At 65.2% G+C, this 18,195-nt stretch carries 18 protein-coding genes; 14 read left to right on the top strand and 4 right to left on the bottom strand.

The window, feature by feature from the left end; genetic code table 11:
* Positions 1-68 precede the first annotated feature (68 nt).
* Genes FHS50_RS00280 through pdeM form a run of 5 tightly spaced genes read left to right on the top strand, consistent with a single transcriptional unit; the run spans position 69 to position 4,189 of the window.
* Positions 69-248, top strand: coding sequence for a hypothetical protein (locus tag FHS50_RS00280; protein ID WP_183932363.1), 180 nt, complete (start codon positions 69-71; stop codon positions 246-248).
* Positions 245-2,659 carry a ligase-associated DNA damage response DEXH box helicase gene (locus tag FHS50_RS00275; RefSeq protein ID WP_183933819.1) on the top strand — a complete coding sequence of 805 codons (2,415 nt, stop codon included), beginning with the start codon at positions 245-247 and terminating at the stop codon, positions 2,657-2,659. Before FHS50_RS00280 ends, FHS50_RS00275 begins: the two co-directional genes overlap by 4 nt.
* A 45-nt stretch (positions 2,660-2,704) precedes the next feature.
* A complete protein-coding gene (locus FHS50_RS00270) occupies positions 2,705-2,995 on the top strand; it encodes a hypothetical protein (protein ID WP_183932362.1) in 291 nt (96 codons plus the stop codon).
* A 48-nt stretch (positions 2,996-3,043) separates the two neighbouring features.
* Entirely contained in the window at positions 3,044-3,499 is a 456-nt protein-coding gene (locus tag FHS50_RS00265; RefSeq protein ID WP_183932361.1) for a hypothetical protein, read from the top strand.
* A gap of 27 nt (positions 3,500-3,526) precedes the next feature.
* Positions 3,527-4,189, top strand: coding sequence for a ligase-associated DNA damage response endonuclease PdeM (gene pdeM / locus FHS50_RS00260; protein ID WP_183932360.1), 663 nt, complete (start codon positions 3,527-3,529; stop codon positions 4,187-4,189).
* Here pdeM and pabB read toward each other — a convergent pair.
* A complete protein-coding gene (gene pabB, locus FHS50_RS00255) occupies positions 4,186-5,946 on the bottom strand; it encodes an aminodeoxychorismate synthase component I (protein WP_183932359.1) in 1,761 nt (586 codons plus the stop codon). The two genes, pdeM and pabB, sit on opposite strands and share 4 nt — an antisense overlap.
* A gap of 120 nt (positions 5,947-6,066) precedes the next feature.
* Here pabB and FHS50_RS00250 point away from each other — a divergent pair, with 120 nt between their 5' ends.
* The 8 genes from FHS50_RS00250 to FHS50_RS00215 all read left to right on the top strand — a co-directional run bounded on the left by FHS50_RS00250 (position 6,067) and on the right by FHS50_RS00215 (position 13,024).
* Positions 6,067-7,989 carry a S9 family peptidase gene (locus FHS50_RS00250; protein ID WP_183932358.1) on the top strand — a complete coding sequence of 641 codons (1,923 nt, stop codon included), beginning with the start codon at positions 6,067-6,069 and terminating at the stop codon, positions 7,987-7,989.
* An 11-nt stretch (positions 7,990-8,000) separates the two neighbouring features.
* Complete coding sequence (locus FHS50_RS00245; RefSeq protein ID WP_183932357.1) at positions 8,001-9,218, top strand: dipeptidase; 1,218 nt, start codon at positions 8,001-8,003, stop codon at positions 9,216-9,218.
* A gap of 10 nt (positions 9,219-9,228) precedes the next feature.
* Positions 9,229-9,894, top strand: coding sequence for an MBL fold metallo-hydrolase (locus FHS50_RS00240; RefSeq protein ID WP_281376300.1), 666 nt, complete (start codon positions 9,229-9,231; stop codon positions 9,892-9,894).
* 136 nt (positions 9,895-10,030) lie between these two features.
* The gene (gene rpmF, locus FHS50_RS00235) at positions 10,031-10,210 is read left to right on the top strand and encodes a 50S ribosomal protein L32 (RefSeq protein ID WP_183932356.1); all 180 of its coding nucleotides are present in this window, start codon (positions 10,031-10,033) and stop codon (positions 10,208-10,210) included.
* 20 nt (positions 10,211-10,230) lie between these two features.
* On the top strand, positions 10,231-11,274 hold the full coding sequence (gene plsX, locus FHS50_RS00230) for a phosphate acyltransferase PlsX (protein ID WP_183932355.1): 1,044 nt from the start codon (positions 10,231-10,233) through the stop codon (positions 11,272-11,274).
* Entirely contained in the window at positions 11,271-12,227 is a 957-nt protein-coding gene (locus FHS50_RS00225; RefSeq protein ID WP_183932354.1) for a beta-ketoacyl-ACP synthase III, read from the top strand. The genes plsX and FHS50_RS00225 overlap by 4 nt, the downstream gene beginning before the upstream one ends.
* A gap of 108 nt (positions 12,228-12,335) precedes the next feature.
* Positions 12,336-12,659 (top strand): integration host factor subunit alpha, encoded by a 324-nt coding sequence (locus FHS50_RS00220; protein ID WP_183933817.1) that lies wholly within the window; start codon positions 12,336-12,338, stop codon positions 12,657-12,659.
* Positions 12,659-13,024, top strand: a complete 366-nt coding sequence (locus tag FHS50_RS00215) for a MerR family transcriptional regulator (protein WP_183932353.1) — start codon at positions 12,659-12,661, stop codon at positions 13,022-13,024. The genes FHS50_RS00220 and FHS50_RS00215 overlap by 1 nt, the downstream gene beginning before the upstream one ends.
* Here FHS50_RS00215 and FHS50_RS00210 read toward each other — a convergent pair.
* The 3 genes from FHS50_RS00210 to FHS50_RS00200 are packed head-to-tail and all read right to left on the bottom strand — an operon-like array spanning position 13,021 to position 16,487.
* Positions 13,021-13,518 carry a SixA phosphatase family protein gene (locus FHS50_RS00210; RefSeq protein WP_183932352.1) on the bottom strand — a complete coding sequence of 166 codons (498 nt, stop codon included), beginning with the start codon at positions 13,516-13,518 and terminating at the stop codon, positions 13,021-13,023. The two genes, FHS50_RS00215 and FHS50_RS00210, sit on opposite strands and share 4 nt — an antisense overlap.
* Positions 13,503-16,208 carry an ATP-dependent DNA helicase gene (locus FHS50_RS00205; RefSeq protein ID WP_183932351.1) on the bottom strand — a complete coding sequence of 902 codons (2,706 nt, stop codon included), beginning with the start codon at positions 16,206-16,208 and terminating at the stop codon, positions 13,503-13,505. The genes FHS50_RS00210 and FHS50_RS00205 overlap by 16 nt, the downstream gene beginning before the upstream one ends.
* Positions 16,209-16,265: 57 nt before the next feature.
* Positions 16,266-16,487 (bottom strand): hypothetical protein, encoded by a 222-nt coding sequence (locus tag FHS50_RS00200; RefSeq protein WP_183932350.1) that lies wholly within the window; start codon positions 16,485-16,487, stop codon positions 16,266-16,268.
* A gap of 109 nt (positions 16,488-16,596) precedes the next feature.
* Here FHS50_RS00200 and FHS50_RS00195 point away from each other — a divergent pair, with 109 nt between their 5' ends.
* Positions 16,597-18,192, top strand: a complete 1,596-nt coding sequence (locus FHS50_RS00195; RefSeq protein ID WP_183933816.1) for a lysine--tRNA ligase — start codon at positions 16,597-16,599, stop codon at positions 18,190-18,192.
* Positions 18,193-18,195: the final 3 nt, after the last annotated feature.

Raw genomic sequence — 18,195 nt, 5'->3', positions numbered from 1 at the left:
TACCGCATTATAGTGTGTGAGAGGCCGGCAAGTTCCCGGCATGACCGACAAATGTAAGGAGAAGTTTCATGCCCAACGCACTTGCCACCATCGCCATCGTCGGCGTCATTGCGCTCCTTGTCGTTTACCTGTTCGTGATCCGAAAGAACAAGGAAAGCGACATCCCGGTCGAGCGGACCGAGCGCGCCACGCATGAGCTTTACGAAGAGGAGCATGAGGCCGCCGAAAAGCGTGAGGACGAGGCCTGAGCCCGTCCCTACCTCCCGTCATTGAAAACTGGTTCGCGGGGCGCGGCTGGCGCCTGCGCGAACACCAGCTTGCCATGGTCGATGCCGCCCGAAAGGGCGAGGACGTGCTGCTCGTCGCCGCGACCGGCGCGGGCAAGACGCTCGCGGGCTTCCTTCCCTCGATCATCGACCTCATCGACAGTCCCTTGGAAGGGCTGCACACCCTCTACATCTCGCCGCTCAAGGCGCTGGCGGTCGATGTCCAGCGCAATCTCCTCACTCCGATCGAGGAAATGGACCTGCCGATCCGGGTCGAGACGCGATCGGGCGACACGCCCTCCAACCGCAAGCAGCGCCAGCGCAGCCGCCCGCCGCAGATGCTGCTCACCACCCCCGAAAGTCTCAGCCTTCTTCTCTCCTACCCCGAGGCGCAGACGATGTTCGCGGGCCTCAAGACGATCATCGTCGATGAGATTCACGCCTTCGCCAAGGAAAAGCGCGGCGACCTTCTCAGCCTTGCCCTCTCGCGGCTCCAGCGGCTCGCGCCCGAAGTCCGGCGGATCGGGCTTTCGGCGACCATTTCCGATCCCGACGCCTATCGCGGCTGGCTCTCGACCGACGGCGACATCGATAGCGTGGCGCTTGTGCGGGGCGAGCCCGGCGCGACTCCCGAACTCTCGATCCTCACGCCACAGGATCGCGTCCCCTGGGCGGGCCATTCGGGTCGCTATGCCGCCCGGCAAGTGATGGACCTCATCGAGGCGCACGATGCCTCGATCATCTTCTGCAACACCCGCTCCTTGTGCGAGCTCATCTTCCAGGATCTCTGGTCGGTGAACGACAGGCAACTGCCCATCGGCGTCCACCACGGCAGCCTTTCGATCGAGGCGCGGCGAAAAGTCGAGGCGGCGATGGCCGAAGGACGGCTGCGCGCGCTCGTCGCCACCGCCAGTCTCGACATGGGCCTTGACTGGGGCAATGTCGATCTGGTCGCCCAGATGGGCAGTCCCAAAGGCTCGTCGCGCTTCCTGCAGAGAGTGGGCCGCGCCAACCACCGTCTCGACGAAGCCAGCAAGGGCATGATCGTCCCGGGCAACCGCTTCGAATATCTCGAAGCACGCGCCTGCCTCGACGCGATCGCCGACGACGAACTTGATCCCGAGATTTTCCGCCCAGGCGCGCTCGATGTGCTTGCCCAACATGTCATGGGCGTCGCTTGCGCAGGCCCGTTCGACGAGGCCGAACTGCTCGCCGAGATCCGCACCGCCGCGCCTTATGCCTCGCTCGACAAGGAGACCTGGCGCAAGGTTCTCGAACTCAACGCAACCGGCGGATATGCGCTCAAGGCCTATGATAAATATCGGCGGCTGGTCGAAACCGGTCCCGGCAAGTGGCGCATTTCAACGCCAAAGGTCGCGGCCCGGCACCGCCTCAATGCCGGGGTGATCGTCGACAATGTCATGATGGACCTGCGCTTCCGCAACGGGCGCCACATCGGACGGGTCGAGGAAAGCTTCGGCTCGACGCTCAGCATCGGCGATGCCTTTTTCTTCTCGGGCATGAGCCTCGAGGTCGAGGGCTTCAAGGACAGCGACATCCTCGTCCGCGCCTCGCGAAAGGAAGGCCGCATCGTCAGCTACGGCGGCCAACGGATGAGCATGTCCACCCATCTTGCCCGGCGGGTGCGGCAATTTCTCGCCGACCCGACGCAATGGCGCCGCTTTCCCGACGATGTGCGCGAATGGCTCGATGTCCAGTCGCGCCGCTCGCTCCTGCCCGAACCGCACGAACTCCTCGTGGAAACCTTCCCCCACGAAGGCCATCATTACATGTGCATCTACAGCTTCGAGGGCTGGAACGCGCACCAGTCGCTCGGCATGCTGGTGACCAAGCGGATGGACGAAGCGGGCCTGAAGCCGATGAGCTGGGTGGCCAACGACTATGCGCTCGCGATCAGCTCGATCGAGCCGGTGGCCGACCCTCGGCCGCTTTTCTCACCCGACATTCTCGAGGAAGAGTTTCGCGAATGGGTCGAGGAATCGCACTTGCTGCGCCGCGCCTTCCGGGAAGTCGCGGTCATCGGGGGTCTCGTTGAACGGCAGCATCCGGGCCAGCGCAAGACCGGTAAGCAGGTCAGCTTTTCGACTGACCTCATCTATGACGTCCTGAAGAAATATGAGCCCTCACATCTTCTCCTACGCGCCGCTTGGGACGATGCACGGGCGCGGATGACCGAATTGGGCCGGCTCGTCCGGCTGGTGGACAGGGCCGCCGAGACCATGATTCATGTCGCGGCCGAGCGGGTGACACCGATGGCGGTTCCGCTGATGGTCAATATCGGGCGCGAACAGGCTCCCGGCGGCTCGGCCGACGAAGCGCTGCTGGTCGCCGCCGAAGAGGATCTGGTCGCACAGGCGATGCGCCTCGACTGATTTTCCACCACTGTTGCATGCTTGTCGGCTAGGCAGGCTTTTGTGATGCGTACCCTTTCCCTACTCCTGATCGCCCCTTTCCTGTCCGGCTGCGTCGTCGGGCAGGTCGTCGACACCGCCGTCGATGTCGTGACCCTTCCCGTCGATATTGCGGGCGAGGTAGTCGATATCGCCACCACCAGCCAGGCCGAGGCCGACCAGAAGCGGGGGAGAAAGCTGCGCAAGGCCGAGGAACGCCACGGCAAGGAACTGCGCAAGTGGGAAAAGACCTGCAGGAAAGCGCGAAAGCGCGACCGCGAATGCGAGCCGCGCCCCGTCTTCCAGCCGCCCGCCTGATTCCCTACCGGACTCGACTCGGCTTCCGCCCACGTCCACAAGCGCGCGATGCGCTATTTCTGCGACACCGAATATGACGGCTTCGGCGGCGCCCTTTTAAGCCTCGCACTCGTTCCCGACGACGGGGACGAGGAATTCTACGCCATTCTCCAGGTGGATCCGATCACCGACCCTTGGGTCGAGCGGCATGTCATTCCCTACCTCTCGCACGTGCCCGAAGGCCTCAAGCATGAACCGATGCGCCGCGAGGATGCCGCCCATGCGCTCGCCGCTTATCTGGCGCACGATCCCGAACCCCATGTCTGCGCCGACTGGCCCGAGGATCTGGCGCAACTTTCGATGTTGCTCGTCACCGGGCCGGGCCGGATGGTCAGCGTCCCGCCCCTCACCCTCGAACTGATGAACCTGTCGGGATTTTCGACCGCCGCGAACAGCGAAGTGCCGCACAACGCGCTCTACGATGCGCGGGCGCTGCGCGATCATGTCATAAATCATTTGGAATGAAGGGCCTGGCCTGTTTATGGAAAGGACATGGTTCCCCTTTCGTTCGCAGGTCACGATTTTCTCGTCTTGAGAAGCGGTGCATTGTTCTGGCCCGACGCCGGCGCATTGCTCATTGCCGACCTGCATCTCGAAAAGGCGAGCTGGTTCGCTCGCTTCGGCCAGATGCTCCCTCCCTATGACAGCCATGCCACTCTCGCGCTCGTCGAGGAGGATATCGCTGCCAGCCGCGCATCGTCGGTCTACTGCCTCGGCGACAGCTTCCACGACCGTTTCGGCTGCGACCGCCTGCCCGACCGGCCGCGTGCCACCCTCACTCGGCTAACGGGAGAGGTGGATTGGGTATGGATTACCGGCAACCATGATGCGGGGATGATCGACCATTGCGGTGGCCGCGTGGTCGAGGAAGCGCTGCTCGTAGGCATCGTCCTTCGCCACGAGGCAATGCCCGGCGAACCGCGCCCCGAGATGTCGGGGCATTTCCATCCCAAGCTGCGGGTCAAGGCGCGGGGGCGCAGGGTCTCGCGTCGCTGCTTCGTCGCGACCGACACCAAGCTCATATTGCCGGCCTATGGCGCGTTGACGGGCGGGCTCGATGCGAACCATCCCGCCATCCTGGCAGCGGTCGGCAGCGAGGCCTCGGCGCTGGTCGCGATCTCGGACCGGCTTCTGCGTTTTCCGATCGCCGCCTAGGCGAGCTGGGCGGGCATCAGGCCGCGCGCGGCATTGCCGACATGAAAGCCGCCCGACAGATCCTCGCGCCGCACGTCGCCTTCGACCGCGCGTCCGCTCGCCAACAGTTCGGCGCGCAGGATGCCCGGCAACAGCCCCCGCTTGAGCGGCGGCGTCACGAGATGTCCGTCCTTCTCGACGAACAGGTTGGTCCAGCTTCCCTCGGTCAGATAACCTTCCTCGTCCTCGAACAACACTTCGGGCGTTCCCGCATCCTTCCGCGCGCTGTCGAGAAAATGGCGGTCGCTGGTCTTGAAACGCAGGCGGAAATCGTCCGCGCGCACCGATCGCGGCGCGATCGTCACGGCAAGCGGCTGTGATGAGGGCGGGTCGAACGGACGAAGTTCGATCGCCATCGCCCCCGAGGGGCTGAGCATCAAGCGCACCAGCCGCGCATCGGGCTTGCCGAAGGTCGCGGCCTGCAACTCGTTCCGCGCTTCGTGGCGGTCGAAGGCAAAGCCCAGCGCCGCGGCACTTTTCATCATCCGTTCGAGATGGGCTTCCAGCCCGGCGATCCCGTCGCTGGGATCGTAACGCATCGTTTCAATCAGGTCGAAGTCACGCGATACAGCCGTCACAAACTCACCCTTCAAGCGGCACTCGGCCCACTCATCCTCCGGTTCGGAGTCGACCACAAGCCCCGACCCCAATCCAAGCCGCGCCTGTGGCGCATCGGGCACGATCTCGATTGTTCTTATGAGCACGTTGAAGGAGGCATCACCCGGTTTGCCATCGCTCGACGGAGGCTCGATCCAGCCCATCGAGCCGGTATAGGCGCCGCGCGGTTCAGGCTCGAGTTCGCGCAATTTCTCCATCGCGGCGATCTTGGGCGCGCCGGTAACCGAGCCGCAGGGGAAGATCGTCTCGATGATGTCGACCGCATCGAGCCCGCTCCGCAGGGTCGCGTTCACGTCGCTGACCATCTGGTGCAGCGTGGGATAATGTTCGATCGCGAAGAGGCGGGGAACCGACACGCTGCCCGTTTCGGCGACCCGCGCCAGATCGTTGCGCAAAAGATCGACGATCATCAGATTCTCGGCGCGCTGCTTTTCGTCGGCCACCAGCATCTCGACCTGCATCCGGTCGGCTTCGGGGCTCTGGTGACGCGGCGCGGTTCCCTTCATCGGCCGCGCATGGATGCGTCCCGATTTCAGGGTGAAGAATTGCTCGGGCGACAGCGACACCAGCGCGCCATCCTCATGCACCAACACTCCGCCCCACGCCGCCGCCGCGCCTTTTCGCAGGCGCACATAGAGCGCCAGCGGATCGCCGCCCGTCAGCACGTCGTTCCCGAAAGTGAGATTGGCCTGGTAATGCTCGCCCGCGAGAAGCTGCGAGCGGACGGTGCGCACCGCTGCCTGATAGTCGACCTTCGTGACCCGCGGCTCGGGAGGAAGCAGCGATGCCGAACCCGCTCCGGAAAGCAGCCGGTCGCGCTCGGCGGGCCCGATCATCTCGGGCGCGTCGAAAATTCCGAAACAGACCAGCGGTCCGGCGCCCTTGCGGGCCAGTCGGGCCAGCTTCTCGTCGAGCGCATATCCCGCTTCATAAGCAAGATAACCTGCCGCATGGCCGCCGTCCTTCAAGGCTTCGCGAAGCCGGGCGAGCGCAGGGCGCACTTCATCCATATGGTCCGCGCGGATGACCGTGCGCGGCGCGCGGTAAAGGCGGAAGGGCCCCTTGGCGCCGGGCCGTGCATCGTCGAACAGGATCAGCATCCCCGCCGCTATTGCCGACCCGCGCCCTTCGCGGCAAGTTTTCGACGAGCGGCTGGCCGCACCCTTGCCACCGCTCCCCTGCTTTGCTTGGCTTGGCCCCGCAAAACAGGGAGAGATTGAATGAGGACCGCGATGAATGCGGCGCTGGGCGCGCTGCTCCTGACCGTATCGAGCCAGGCGCTTGCCGAAGTGCCCAAGCCCGCCGCCCTGACCGCCAGCAACATTCCGCCGGTCCCCGATGCGCTCGCCGCCAAGACCCGGCCCTATCTCGAATATCGCACCGCGGGCTTCGGCGGGTGGGACGCGAGCGACCGATCGATGCTCATTTCCACCCGCTTCGGCAATGTCAGCCAGCTGCACCGCGTGGCCATGCCGATGGGCGCCCGCCAGCAGCTCACCTTCGAGGCCGAACCTGTGGGCGGAAGCGTCTCGCCCACCGGCGACACCATCGTCATCTCCAAGGACGAAGGCGGCAGCGAATTCGCCCAGCTCTATCGCTGGGACGACGGACAGCTTGAACTGCTCACCGATGGCGAAAGCCGCAACGGCCTCGGCGGCTGGAGCGAGGATGGCGAACTTATCGCTTTTTCCTCGACCAAGCGCACGGGCAAGCTTGGCGACATCTACGTCATGAACCCGCGCGACCCGTCGAGTGCGCGCATGGTCTATGAAGCGCCGGGCGTCGGCTGGTTTCCGGGCGGCTTCAGCCGCGACAAGTCCAAGCTGCTGATCATCCGCTACATCTCGATCACCAACATGGACCTTTACTCGCTCGACCTCGCGTCGGGCGAACTCGTCCCGCTGCGCGACCCTGCGCCCGACGAAGCCTTCGGCGGCTTCGAGGAAGCGCCCGATGGCACCCTCTGGGTCACTGCCGACGTGGGCTCGGACATCAAGCGCGTCGGCACGCTCGACCGCAATGACGGCACATTCACCCCCAAGGGCGATTTCGGCGGCTGGGAAATCACCTCCATCGCGCTCGACGAGGAAGGCGACACGCTCGCCGTCGTCACCAACGAGAAAGGCTCGAGCCAGCTCTGGTTCTACGACATTGCGACCGGCGAGGAGCGGCGCGTCGACACGCTTCCGCCGGGCCTCATCAGCAGCCTCGAATTCGCCCCCTGGGGTCCCCTGGGCTTCACCTTCACCTCGGCGCGCAGCCCCTCGGATGCCTATTCGATTGACCCCGACAGCTTCGAGGTGACCCGCTGGACCAAGAGCGAGACCGGCGGCCTCGATCCCGAGCTCAACGTCGAGCCCGAACTCATCGAAACGGCAAGCTTCGACGGAGAAGCGGTGACCGGCTATCTCTACCGTCCCGATCCCGCCAAATTCCCTGGCGCCCGCCCGCTCATCATGAGCATCCATGGCGGCCCCGAGAGCCAGTTCCGCCCGGGCTTCCGCGGGTCGAGCAACTATTATCTTAACGAATTGGGGATCGCGCTCTTCTATCCCAATGTCCGTGGTTCCTCGGGCTTCGGCAAGCGCTTCGTCGCGCTCGATAACGGCCCCTTCCTCCGCGAAAATAGCGTCAAGGACATCGGCGCCTTTCTCGACACGCTGGGGGCCGACCCGGCGATCGATGCCGAACGCATCGGCGTCACCGGCGGCAGCTATGGCGGCTACATGTGCTACGCCAGCGCGATCCGCTACAAGGACCAGGTCGATGGCGCTCTGTGCAATGTCGCCATATCCAATTTCGTCACCTTCCTCGAAAATACGCAGGACTATCGCCGCGACCTGCGCCGGGCCGAATATGGCGACGAGCGCGATCCCGAACAGCGTGCCAAGCTCGAGGAAATCTCGCCGCTCAACCGAATCGGTGAGATCGACGATCCCCTGTTCGTCATCCAGGGCGCGAATGATCCGCGCGTGCCCCAGTCGGAGGCCGACCAGCTGGTCGAGCGCGTCCGCGCGAACGGGCAGGAAGTCTGGTATCTCGTCGGCGAGAATGAAGGCCATGGCTTCCGAAAGAAGGAAAACCGCGACTATCAGTTCTGGACGAGCCTGATGTTCTGGGAAAAGGTGCTGCTCGCCGAATAGGAGCCTGTCGAATGCTTGATTTCATCATCGCGGCCAGTCTTGCCGCACAGTCCCCGCTTGCCCCCGAGACCGCGGCCCGGATCGACCGGCTGCTCGCGGAGACGCCGCTTGTCGACGGCCATAACGACCTGCCCTGGGCGGTTCGCGGAAAACGCGAATTTTCGGTCGACGAGCTCGATGCCGAGCCCGACCTCATGACCGACATGCAGCGCTTGAAGGCCGGCGGCGTCGGCGCGCAGCTCTGGTCGGTCTATATCCCGGCGAGCGTGACCGGCGATGCCGCGGTCCGCACCACGCTCGAACAGATCGACATCGCCGACCGGCTGGTCGCGACCTATCCCGACACGCTGGCCTGGGCACGCACGGCCGACGAGATCGAGGCGGTCCATGCCTCGGGGCGGATCGCCTCGCTGGTCGGGATCGAAGGGGGCCACCAGATCGGCGGCAATCTCGCCGCGCTCCGCCAGTTCCGCAAATTGGGCGCGATCTACATGACGCTGACGCACAGCCGCACCACCGGCTGGGCCGATAGCGCCACCGACGATCCAAAACATGGCGGCCTCTCGGACTTCGGAAAGACCGTCATCGGGGAGATGAACCGCATCGGCATGCTCGTCGACCTGAGCCATGTCAGCGAAGCCGCGATGCATGACGCCCTCGACACCAGCCGCGCTCCGGTCATCTTCAGCCATTCCTCGGCGCGCGGCGTGGGGGCTCACCCGCGAAACGTTCCGGACAGCGTGCTCGAACGGCTTGCCGACAATGGCGGCGTGGTGATGGTCACCTTCGTCCCCAGCTTCATCGAGGATGCGGTCTGGCACTGGAACGCCGCGAAGGACGCCGAGGAAGCGCGCCTCGCTTCGCTTCACACCGGCGATCCCGACGCCAGGGCCAAGGGACTCGAAGCCTGGGAAGCCGCCCATCCACGCCCCGAGACATCGGTCGCCCGCGTCGCCGACCATATCGACCATATCGCGCGCGTCGCGGGTCATGACCATGTCGGCATTGGCGGCGATTTCGACGGGATCAGCCAGACCATCCCCCATCTCGATTCGGTCGATGATTATCCCAATCTCTTCGCCGAACTCATGGCCAGGGGCTGGAGTGACGCCCAGCTGAAGGGGCTGGCAGGCGACAATTTCCTGCGCGCGCTCCGCGCTGCCGAAAAGGTCGCGGCCGACATGGCCGACCTGCCGCCCGCGCTTGGCAATCCGGACATGGACGACTAACTCCGCCCCCATGACCGACAATCCGCCCCTGAAGGCCGCCATCATCCCGGTGACGCCGCTCCAGCAGAATTGCACGCTCCTTTGGTGCACCCGTACCAACAAGGCGGCGCTGTGCGACCCGGGCGGCGATCTCGACAAGCTCAAGGCCGCGATCGAGCAGACCGGGGTGAAGATGGAGAAGATCATCCTCACCCACGGCCATATCGACCATTGCGGCTCGGCAGGGATCCTCGCCGAGGAATTGGGCCTTCCCATCGAGGGGCCGCATGAAGACGACCGCTTCTGGATCGCCCGCCTCGAGGATGATGGCCGCAAATACGGTGTGACCGGCAAGCCTTTCGAAAGCGACCGCTGGCTCGTCGATGGCGACGAGGTGATCGTCGGCGAACTTACCTTCAAGGTGCGCCACTGCCCGGGCCACACGCCGGGCCATGTCGTGTTCCACCACCCCGAATCGAAGCTGGCGCTGGTCGGCGACGTCCTGTTCAAGGGATCGATCGGGCGCACCGACTTTCCGATGGGCAATCACCAGGACCTTCTCGATTCCATCGTCGAGCGACTGTGGCCGATGGGCGATGACACCGCTTTCGTGCCCGGACATGGGCCGATGTCCACCTTCGGGCAGGAACGGGCAAGCAATCCCTTTGTGGCAGACCAGGTCCTCGCCCGCGCCTGAACGCTTGCAAGGCCACGCTTTTTCGCTATAGAGCGCGGGCATAGCGACAATCCGGCGCCGCCCTCGGGGTTTTCCCGACGGCAATGGGCGCGGACGGTCGCAAATTTTTTTGGTTCACTACAGCTAAGGTGCCGTCATGGCCGTCCCTAAGAGAAAAACCACGCCTTCCAAGCGCAACATGCGCCGTAGCCACCACGCGCTCAGCCCCGCGGCATTCCAGGAATGCCCGAACTGCGGCGAACTGAAGCGTCCGCACAACATGTGCGATGCCTGTGGCCACTATAACGGCCGCGAAATTATCGCTCCGGAAGACTAAGCGGGCTGCGGGGTCCTCAGGTGACTGCCAACCCCCGCATTGCGATCGACGCCATGGGTGGTGATGACGGTCCGGCGATCAAGATCGCCGGGGCCGCGATCGCGCGTGCCAAGGACCCCAGCCTCCATTTCGACTTCTACGGCGACGAAGCCGAGATCGCGCCCGAGATCACTCGGCATCCCGCCCTCAAGGGCGCCTCGATCTTCCACACCGCCGACGCCATCGAGGCGAGCGAGAAGCCCAGCCAGGCGATCCGCCGCGCCAAGGCGACCTCGATGGGCATGGCGATCAATGCCGTGAAGGATGGACGCGCCCATGCGGCCCTTTCGGGCGGCAACACCGGCGCGCTGATGGCGATTTCCAAGCTAGCGCTACGGACCATGCCCGGCATCGACCGCCCCGCGCTCGCGGCGCTTCTGCCGACGCTCGGCGAAACCGATCTTGTCATGCTCGACCTCGGCGCCAATACCGAGTGCGATGCCCAGAACCTCGTGCAGTTCGCGGTGATGGGCTCGGCCTATGCCCGCACCGTGCTCGAGATCGAACGCCCGCGGGTAAAGCTGCTCAACATCGGCACCGAGGAACTCAAGGGCACGGGCGAACTCAAGGAAGCCGCCAGCCTGCTGCGCGAAGCCGACTATTTGCCGATGCGCTTCGATGGCTTCACCGAAGGCGACAAATTGTCGCGCGGCGATGTCGACGTGGTCGTCACTGACGGCTTTTCGGGCAATATCGCGCTCAAGACCGCCGAAGGCACCGCGCGCTTTGTGACTGACCTCCTGCGCCGCGCCTTTACCTCCTCGATCCGCTCGAAGGCAGGTTTTGCACTGTCCAAGCCCGCGCTGCACTTGCTGAAGGTGCATCTCGACCCCAATAATCATAATGGTGCGGTGTTCCTCGGCCTCAACGGGCTGGTGGTGAAATCGCATGGCGGGGCCAATGCCAAGGGCGTGGCCAACGCGATCGGAGTGGCCGCATCGATGGTTCGTAACGACATTACGCGCAAGATTTCCGAAGATCTGGACAATTTCCGCGCGCACACCTTCCCCGGGGACGAACGTTGACCCGTTCGGTCATTCTCGGTTCGGGAAGCGCGCTGCCCGAACGCTGCGTCTCCAATGCCGAACTGGCAAAGACCGTCGACACGTCCGACGAATGGATCGTCGAGCGCACGGGCATCCGCCAGCGTTATATCGCGGGCGAGGATGAGACCACCTCGACGCTGGCGACCGACGCGGCGCGTCGCGCGCTCGAGGCCGCGGGCATAGAGGCAGGCAGCATTGATCTCATCGTGCTTGCCACCGCGACGCCCGACCAGACCTTCCCCGCCACTGCGACTCGCGTGCAGGACAATCTGGGCATCGTCGACTGCATCGCCTTCGATGTCGCGGCGGTCTGCACCGGTTTTCTCTATGCGCTCACCGTCGCCGACGCGATGCTGCGCGCAGGCAATGCCAGGCGCGCACTGGTCATCGGCGCCGAGACCTTCAGCCGCATTCTCGACTGGGACGACCGCGCGACCTGCGTGCTGTTCGGCGACGGCGCGGGCGCGCTGGTGCTCGAGGCCAGCGAAGAGGCCGAGGGCATCATCTCGACCAAGCTGCATGCCGCGGGCCAACATAATGAACTCCTCTATGTCGACGGCGGACCCTCGACCACGCAGACCGTGGGCCACCTGCGGATGCGCGGGCGCGAAGTCTTCCGCCACGCGGTGGTCAATCTTGCCGACGTGCTCAACGAGACGCTCGGCGCGGCGGGATTGAGTATCGAGCAAGTCGACTGGGTGGTGCCGCACCAGGCCAATGCCCGCATTCTCGATGCTACCGCGCGCAAACTTGGCCTTCCGGCCGAAAAGGTCGTGATGACCGTCGACAAGCATGCCAACACCTCGGCTGCCTCGGTGCCGCTCGCCTTCGACGAAGCAGTACGCGACGGCCGCATCCAGCGCGGCGATCTCGTCGTGATGGAAGCGATGGGCGGCGGGCTGACCTGGGGGGCGGCTGCCCTTCGCTATTGAAACAAAGGGAATTTTGGGCGAGAGTCGCGCTCGTCGGCGCTCGACCGACCAGTAAAGTTAACCGCGGTCCCGTGAACGGACCGACCAAAGGGGCGGGAGAATTTGGATATGGCCGATGCGGGGATTGCCGTTTCGCAAAAGGAAGAAGCAGGGACCTTGACCCGCGCTGATCTTGCCGATGTCGTTCACGCCAAGCTCGGTTTGAGCCGCGCCGAAAGCGCGACGCTCGTCGAACGCATCCTCTTTCACATGTGCCATTCGCTCTCCGAAGGCGAAAATGTGAAGATTTCGGGCTTCGGCAGCTTCATCCTACGCGACAAGGGCGAACGGATCGGGCGCAATCCCAAGACCGGCGTCGAAGTGCCCATTGCGCCGCGCCGCGTCATGACCTTCCGCGCCAGCCAGATCATGCGCGACAAGATCGCGGGTTGATGGACAAGGAGCCGGGCGCCTTTCTGACGATCGGCGAACTCGCCGACGAGCTGGGGGTCGCCCAGCACATCCTGCGCTATTGGGAAACCAAGTTCCCGCAGCTCAAACCGCTCAAGCGGGCGGGCAACCGCCGCTACTATCGCCCCGCCGATGTCGCGATCGCCAAACGGATCCGGCAGCTCCTCAACGAGGAAGGCTATACGGTGAAGGGCGCGCAGAAGGCGCTGCGCGAAGATCGCGGTGACACTTCCGCCGAACAATCCGCCGAACCGCCCTCTCCTGCTCAGCCGCTCGCCACGCCGGCGGTGCCGCTCGAACGGTTGCGGACGCTGCGTGACCGGTTGCAGGCCGCGCTCGACGGCTAGAGATCGCGCGGGCGGGTGAACTGGAGCAGCCGCCCCCTCGATTCGCCGAGCCGGTCCCAATCTCCTTCGAATGAAATATGCGCCAGTGCGGCGGTCGGATATTTGGCGGCGAGGACTGTCGCCGAAGGATCGTCGCGGGTGAGCGACATAGCGAGCCAGTGAAGGCCGGGGTTGTGACCGGCGATCATCGCGCGAGGAGTGCCGGGAGCAATTTCGCGGAGGATGGTGACGAGGTCGGCGGTTGCTGCACCGTATAGCTGGCGCAAGTAGCGGGGCGGGGGAATTTCGCAGTTTTCCGCCACTCCTTCCAGGGTTTCGACGACTCGGCGGGCAGGGCTGGCGAGGATGAGATCGGGGGCGCCGATCTGGGCGATGACCTTTCCCATGCGCGGGGCATCGCGGCGGCCGCGCTTGTTCAGGGGGCGGTCGAAATCGGAGAGGCTGTCATCGCCCCAGTCGGACTTGGCATGACGCAGGATCAGGAGTTCAGGCATGGCGCATCTTCCTTCTCGCGCGTGGCGGCGAGACCGTCGCGGACGCGGGCGACCGCTTCGTCGAGCGGCAGGCGATGCACCGCCACGCCTTCGGGAAAGGCCGTGAGCAGGCGCGAAGGCGTCGCCGCCGACAGGAGCACGAAAAAGCCCCGGTCGCCTTCCCTTCTTACCAGCCGGCCATAGGCCTGCGCCAGCCGCGCCTTGACCACCTTGTCGTCATAGGCGCTGCCGCCGCCGACGAGGCGACGCGCGCCGTGAAGCACGGTGGGACGCGCCCAGGGCACCCGTTCCATCACCACCATCCGCAGGCTGTCGCCGGGCACGTCGACCCCGTCGCGTAGCGCATCGGTGCCGAGCAAGCTGGCGCGCGGATCGTCGCGAAAGATATCGACGAGCGTGCCGGTGTCGATCGGATCGACATGCTGGGCATAAAGCGGCAGCCCCGCGCGGGCCAGCCGGTCGGCGATGCGGGCATGGACCGCGCGCAGCCGCTTGATCGCGGTGAACAGGCCCAGGGTGCCCCCGCCCGCCGCCTCGATCAGCCGGGCATAGGCGCCCGCGAGCTGGGGAATGTCGCCGCGCCCCAGGTCGTTGACGATCAGCACCTCGGTCGAGGCGGCATAGTCGAAGGGACTCTGCGCCTCGAAGGTCCGGGCGGGACGGGAAAGATGGAGCGCGCCGCTGCGCGCCGAAGCGCTGTCCCAGTCGCCCCCGTTGCGCAGCGTCGCCGAGGTAACGAGCACGCCATGGGCGGGTTCGAGCACCGCCTTGGCGAGCGGACGGGTGGGATCGAGCCAGTGGCGGTGAAGCCCGATGTCATATTCGCGCCCCTCGACCCGGGCGATCGCCAGCCAGTCGACGAAATCGGGATCGACCGGACCCCCGATGCGCGCGAGCATCGCCATCCATGCGCCAAGCGTTTCGCGCCGCCAGCCCAGCGAGTGGATCGAGCCTTCGACTCGCGCCCGCGCCTGCGCGTCGAGCCAGTCGGGCGCGTCCTCGAGCAGGGCTTCGAGCCGCCGCGAGAGAATCGCGAGCGGTTTGGCGATCGCTTCCATGGCTTCGAGCGCTTCGGCGGCGGCATCGACCAGCGCGCCGTCGGGTTCGGCCAGTTCGGTTTCGATGCCATAGCCCGCGTCCTGCGCGCTGGCGCGGGCATAGGTGGTAGAGCGCACCGCGGCGAGGAGCCTTTCCAGAGGTCCCCAGGGATCGCCTTCGGCGATGCGGGCCAGCCAGCCGTCGCCGTTCAACTGGCGCGCCGCCTCGACCGCCGCGCCCAATGCCGCGCCGCCTTCCTCGTCATAGGAAGCCACATCCATCAGCCGCGCCTCGAGCCCGCGCTGCCGCCCGCGCGACTTGCCTTCGGGGCCGATGATCCAGCGCCGCAGTTCGATCGCTTCGCGCCCGGTCAATGCCGCGGCAAAAGTCGAATCGGCGGCATCGAAGAGATGATGGCCTTCGTCGAAAAGGATGCGCGTGGGAGCGCCCGGCTTCTGGCGAGCGGCATTGACCATCACCAGCGCATGGTTGGCGATCACCAGATCGGCTTCGCGCCCCGCCCGTTCGGCCTTTTCGATGAAGCAGCGGCGGAAATGGGGACAGCCCGCATAGATGCATTCGCCGCGCCGGTCAGTGAGCGCGGTCGCGCCCGCGCGGCGGAACAGGCTGGTGAGCCAGCCCGGCAGGTCGCCCCCGACCATGTCGCCATCCTTGCTATAGGCCGCCCAGCGTCCGACCAGCTGGGCGAGGATCGCGGCGCGGCCCCCGAAGCCGCCCTGCATCGCGTCCTCGAGATTGAGAAGGCAGAGATAATTTTCGCGCCCCTTGCGCACCACGATGCGGCGCTCGCGCTCCGCCCGGTCGGGAAAGAGCCTCTTTCCCTCGGCATCGAGCTGGCGCTGGAGCGCCTTGGTATAGGTCGAGATCCAGGCAGTGCCGCCCGACCGGTCGGCCCAGAGCGCGGCGGGCGCGAGATAGGCGAGCGTCTTGCCGATCCCCGTTCCGGCGTCGGCAAGCAGCATATGGGGTTGGCCCGGCTCTTCGCGCGGAGCGAAGATGCCCGCGACCGCGCCTGCCATGTCCTGCTGCCCCTGCCGCGTCTCGGCGCCTTCGCCGACCAGCCGAGCGAGCTTTTCGCGCGCGTCGGCATCGCTCACCGTGGCGTGGCGCGGCGGGACGGGGTCGGCATTTTCCTCCCATTCGGAAAGGCGGCTGAAGAGCGCGCGTTCGGCCTCGGCCGGGGTCTTGAGCCGCGCCGCGACGAGCGGCGCCCAGGGCCAGCCATGGCGTTGCAGCGTCCGCGCGGTGGTCCAGGCGCCTTCGCGTTCGGGCCAGTCCTCCTCCTCCATGCGCGACAGGAGGCGCGACGCGATGACACGCAGGAGCGGCGCGGCGCCCGCGTCATCTTCGGGCGGTTCGAGCCCGGCGGCGCGCGCCATCCCCGCGACGGTGGGCACCGCGAAGCGCGCGGGATGGAGGAAAGCGAAGAGTTCGAGAAGATCGAGGCCCGAGATCTCGGGCGCGCCCAGCCGTTCGCCGATCAGCGGGGCGTTGAGGAGGATGTGCGGGGTATCGGCGAGAAGCGAAATCGCCTCGCCGCGTCCCAGCGCGCGCACTTCGCCATCGGGCGCGGCGCGCCAGATGCCGGCATGAGTCGCATGAAGGGCAGGAAGGGCAGGAAGCGAGGCCACCTCCCCTTAGTGAAACGAGCGGAACGAAAGGGCAACGGGGCAGTTGCCCGGTTCGTCCTATTCCTCGCGGACCGTGGTGGTCGTGGTGGTGCGCGTTTCCTCGCCCGCGGGGGGTTCGCGCCGCTTGGTATTGGTGATGGTCGACATCAGTCCGAAACCGACGAGGATGGCAGCACCGATGCCGATCCAGACGGGGGGAACGCCGAGCATCATCGCGCCATAGGCAAGGCCCGCGATCACGATGAGGAAACCGATGAAATAAAGACCCGATGAAGACATGATACTCTCTCCTTTTGAGGTCTTTACGCACCGACAACGATCGGGTTCCACGCCTGCTTCGCCTTGCCTTGCGGCGGGACAGTCCGTAGCAGCCGGAACCATGACCGAAATGACCGAATCCGTGCTGCAGGAAGCAGCCCGCACCTCCAAGGCCTGGCCCTATGAGGAAGCGCGCCGCATCCTCAAACGCCATCCCGAGGGCAAGGACGGTCCGGTCATCTTCGAAACCGGATATGGCCCCTCGGGCCTGCCGCATATCGGCACGTTCACCGAAGTGTTGCGCACCACCATGGTGCGCCGCGCCTATGAGGAGCTGATCGGCGCGCGTCCCGAGGACGGCAGGACCCGCCTCATCGCCTTTTCGGACGATATGGACGGGCTGCGCAAGGTGCCCGACAATGTACCGCAGCGCGAGATGCTGGAAGAGCATCTGGGGCGCCCGTTGAGCCGCATCCCCGATCCCTTCGACGGCGAGCGGCACAAAAGCTTTGCCCATCACAACAATGCGATGCTGCGCCGCTTTCTCGACCAATATGGCTTCGACTATGAATTCGTCTCGGCGGCCGAGCGCTACAATTCGGGCGGGTTCGACGAAGCGCTGCGCACCGTGCTGCGCCGCAACCAGGACATTCTCGACATCATGCTGCCGACGCTGCGCGAGGAGCGGCGAGCGACCTATTCGCCGATCCTGCCGATTTCGCCGACGAGCGGGCGGGTGTTGCAGGTGCCGGTCGAAGTGATCGATGCCGAAGCGGGCATGATCGCCTTTACCGACGAGGATGGCAGCCGCGTCGAACAGTCGGCGCTGGGCGGCATGGCCAAGTGCCAGTGGAAGGTCGACTGGGCGATGCGCTGGGTCGCGCTCGACGTCGATTATGAAATGTATGGCAAGGATCTGACCGACAGCGGTGTGCAGTCGGGCCGGATCGCGCGCGTCCTGGGCGGAAAGAAACCCGAGGGCCTCATCTACGAGATGTTCCTCGATGAAAAAGGCGAGAAGATTTCCAAATCGAAGGGCAATGGCCTGTCGATGGAGGAATGGCTGACCTATGGCAGCCGCGAGAGCCTTGCCTTCTATCTTTATCGCGAGCCCAAGAAAGCGAAGAATCTCCACCTCGGGCTCGTTCCGCGCGCGGTTGATGAATATTGGCAGTTCCGCGGCAATTATGGCGACCAGCCGATCGACAAGAGGCTGGGCAATCCGGTGCATCACATCCATGGCGGCGACGTACCCGAAAAGGGCCTTCCGCTGACCTACGGGCTGCTGCTCAACCTCGTCAGCCTGCCGGGCGTTCAGGACAAGCAATTGGCTTGGAAATTCGTGCAGCGTTACGCGCCTGGCGCGAGCCCCGAGAGCGATCCCGAACTGGACGAGCTGATTGGCCTCGCGGTCAATTATGCGCGCGATTTCGTGGTGCCGGGTCTCAAGCGGCGCGCTCCTGAAGGACATGAGGTCGAAGCACTGAGAGCGCTCGACGAAGCGCTTGCCAAGGTGCCCGAGGATGCAGCGGGCGAGGATATCCAGAACGTCGTCTTCGAAGTGGGCAAGGCCTATCCCTTCGACAGCCTGCGTGACTGGTTCAAGGCGCTTTACGAGACGCTCCTGGGATCCGAGCAGGGTCCGCGCATGGGCAGCTTCATCGCGCTTTATGGCGTGGACAATATGCGCCGGCTGATCGCCGAGGCGTTGGAGATGGCAAATTAGGTG

It is taken from the genome of Sphingomicrobium lutaoense (genome assembly GCF_014195685.1).
Taxonomy (GTDB): domain Bacteria; phylum Pseudomonadota; class Alphaproteobacteria; order Sphingomonadales; family Sphingomonadaceae; genus Sphingomicrobium; species Sphingomicrobium lutaoense.
Note: the sequence above shows the minus strand (reverse complement) of the source record. Positions and strands in the feature narration are given on the sequence as shown.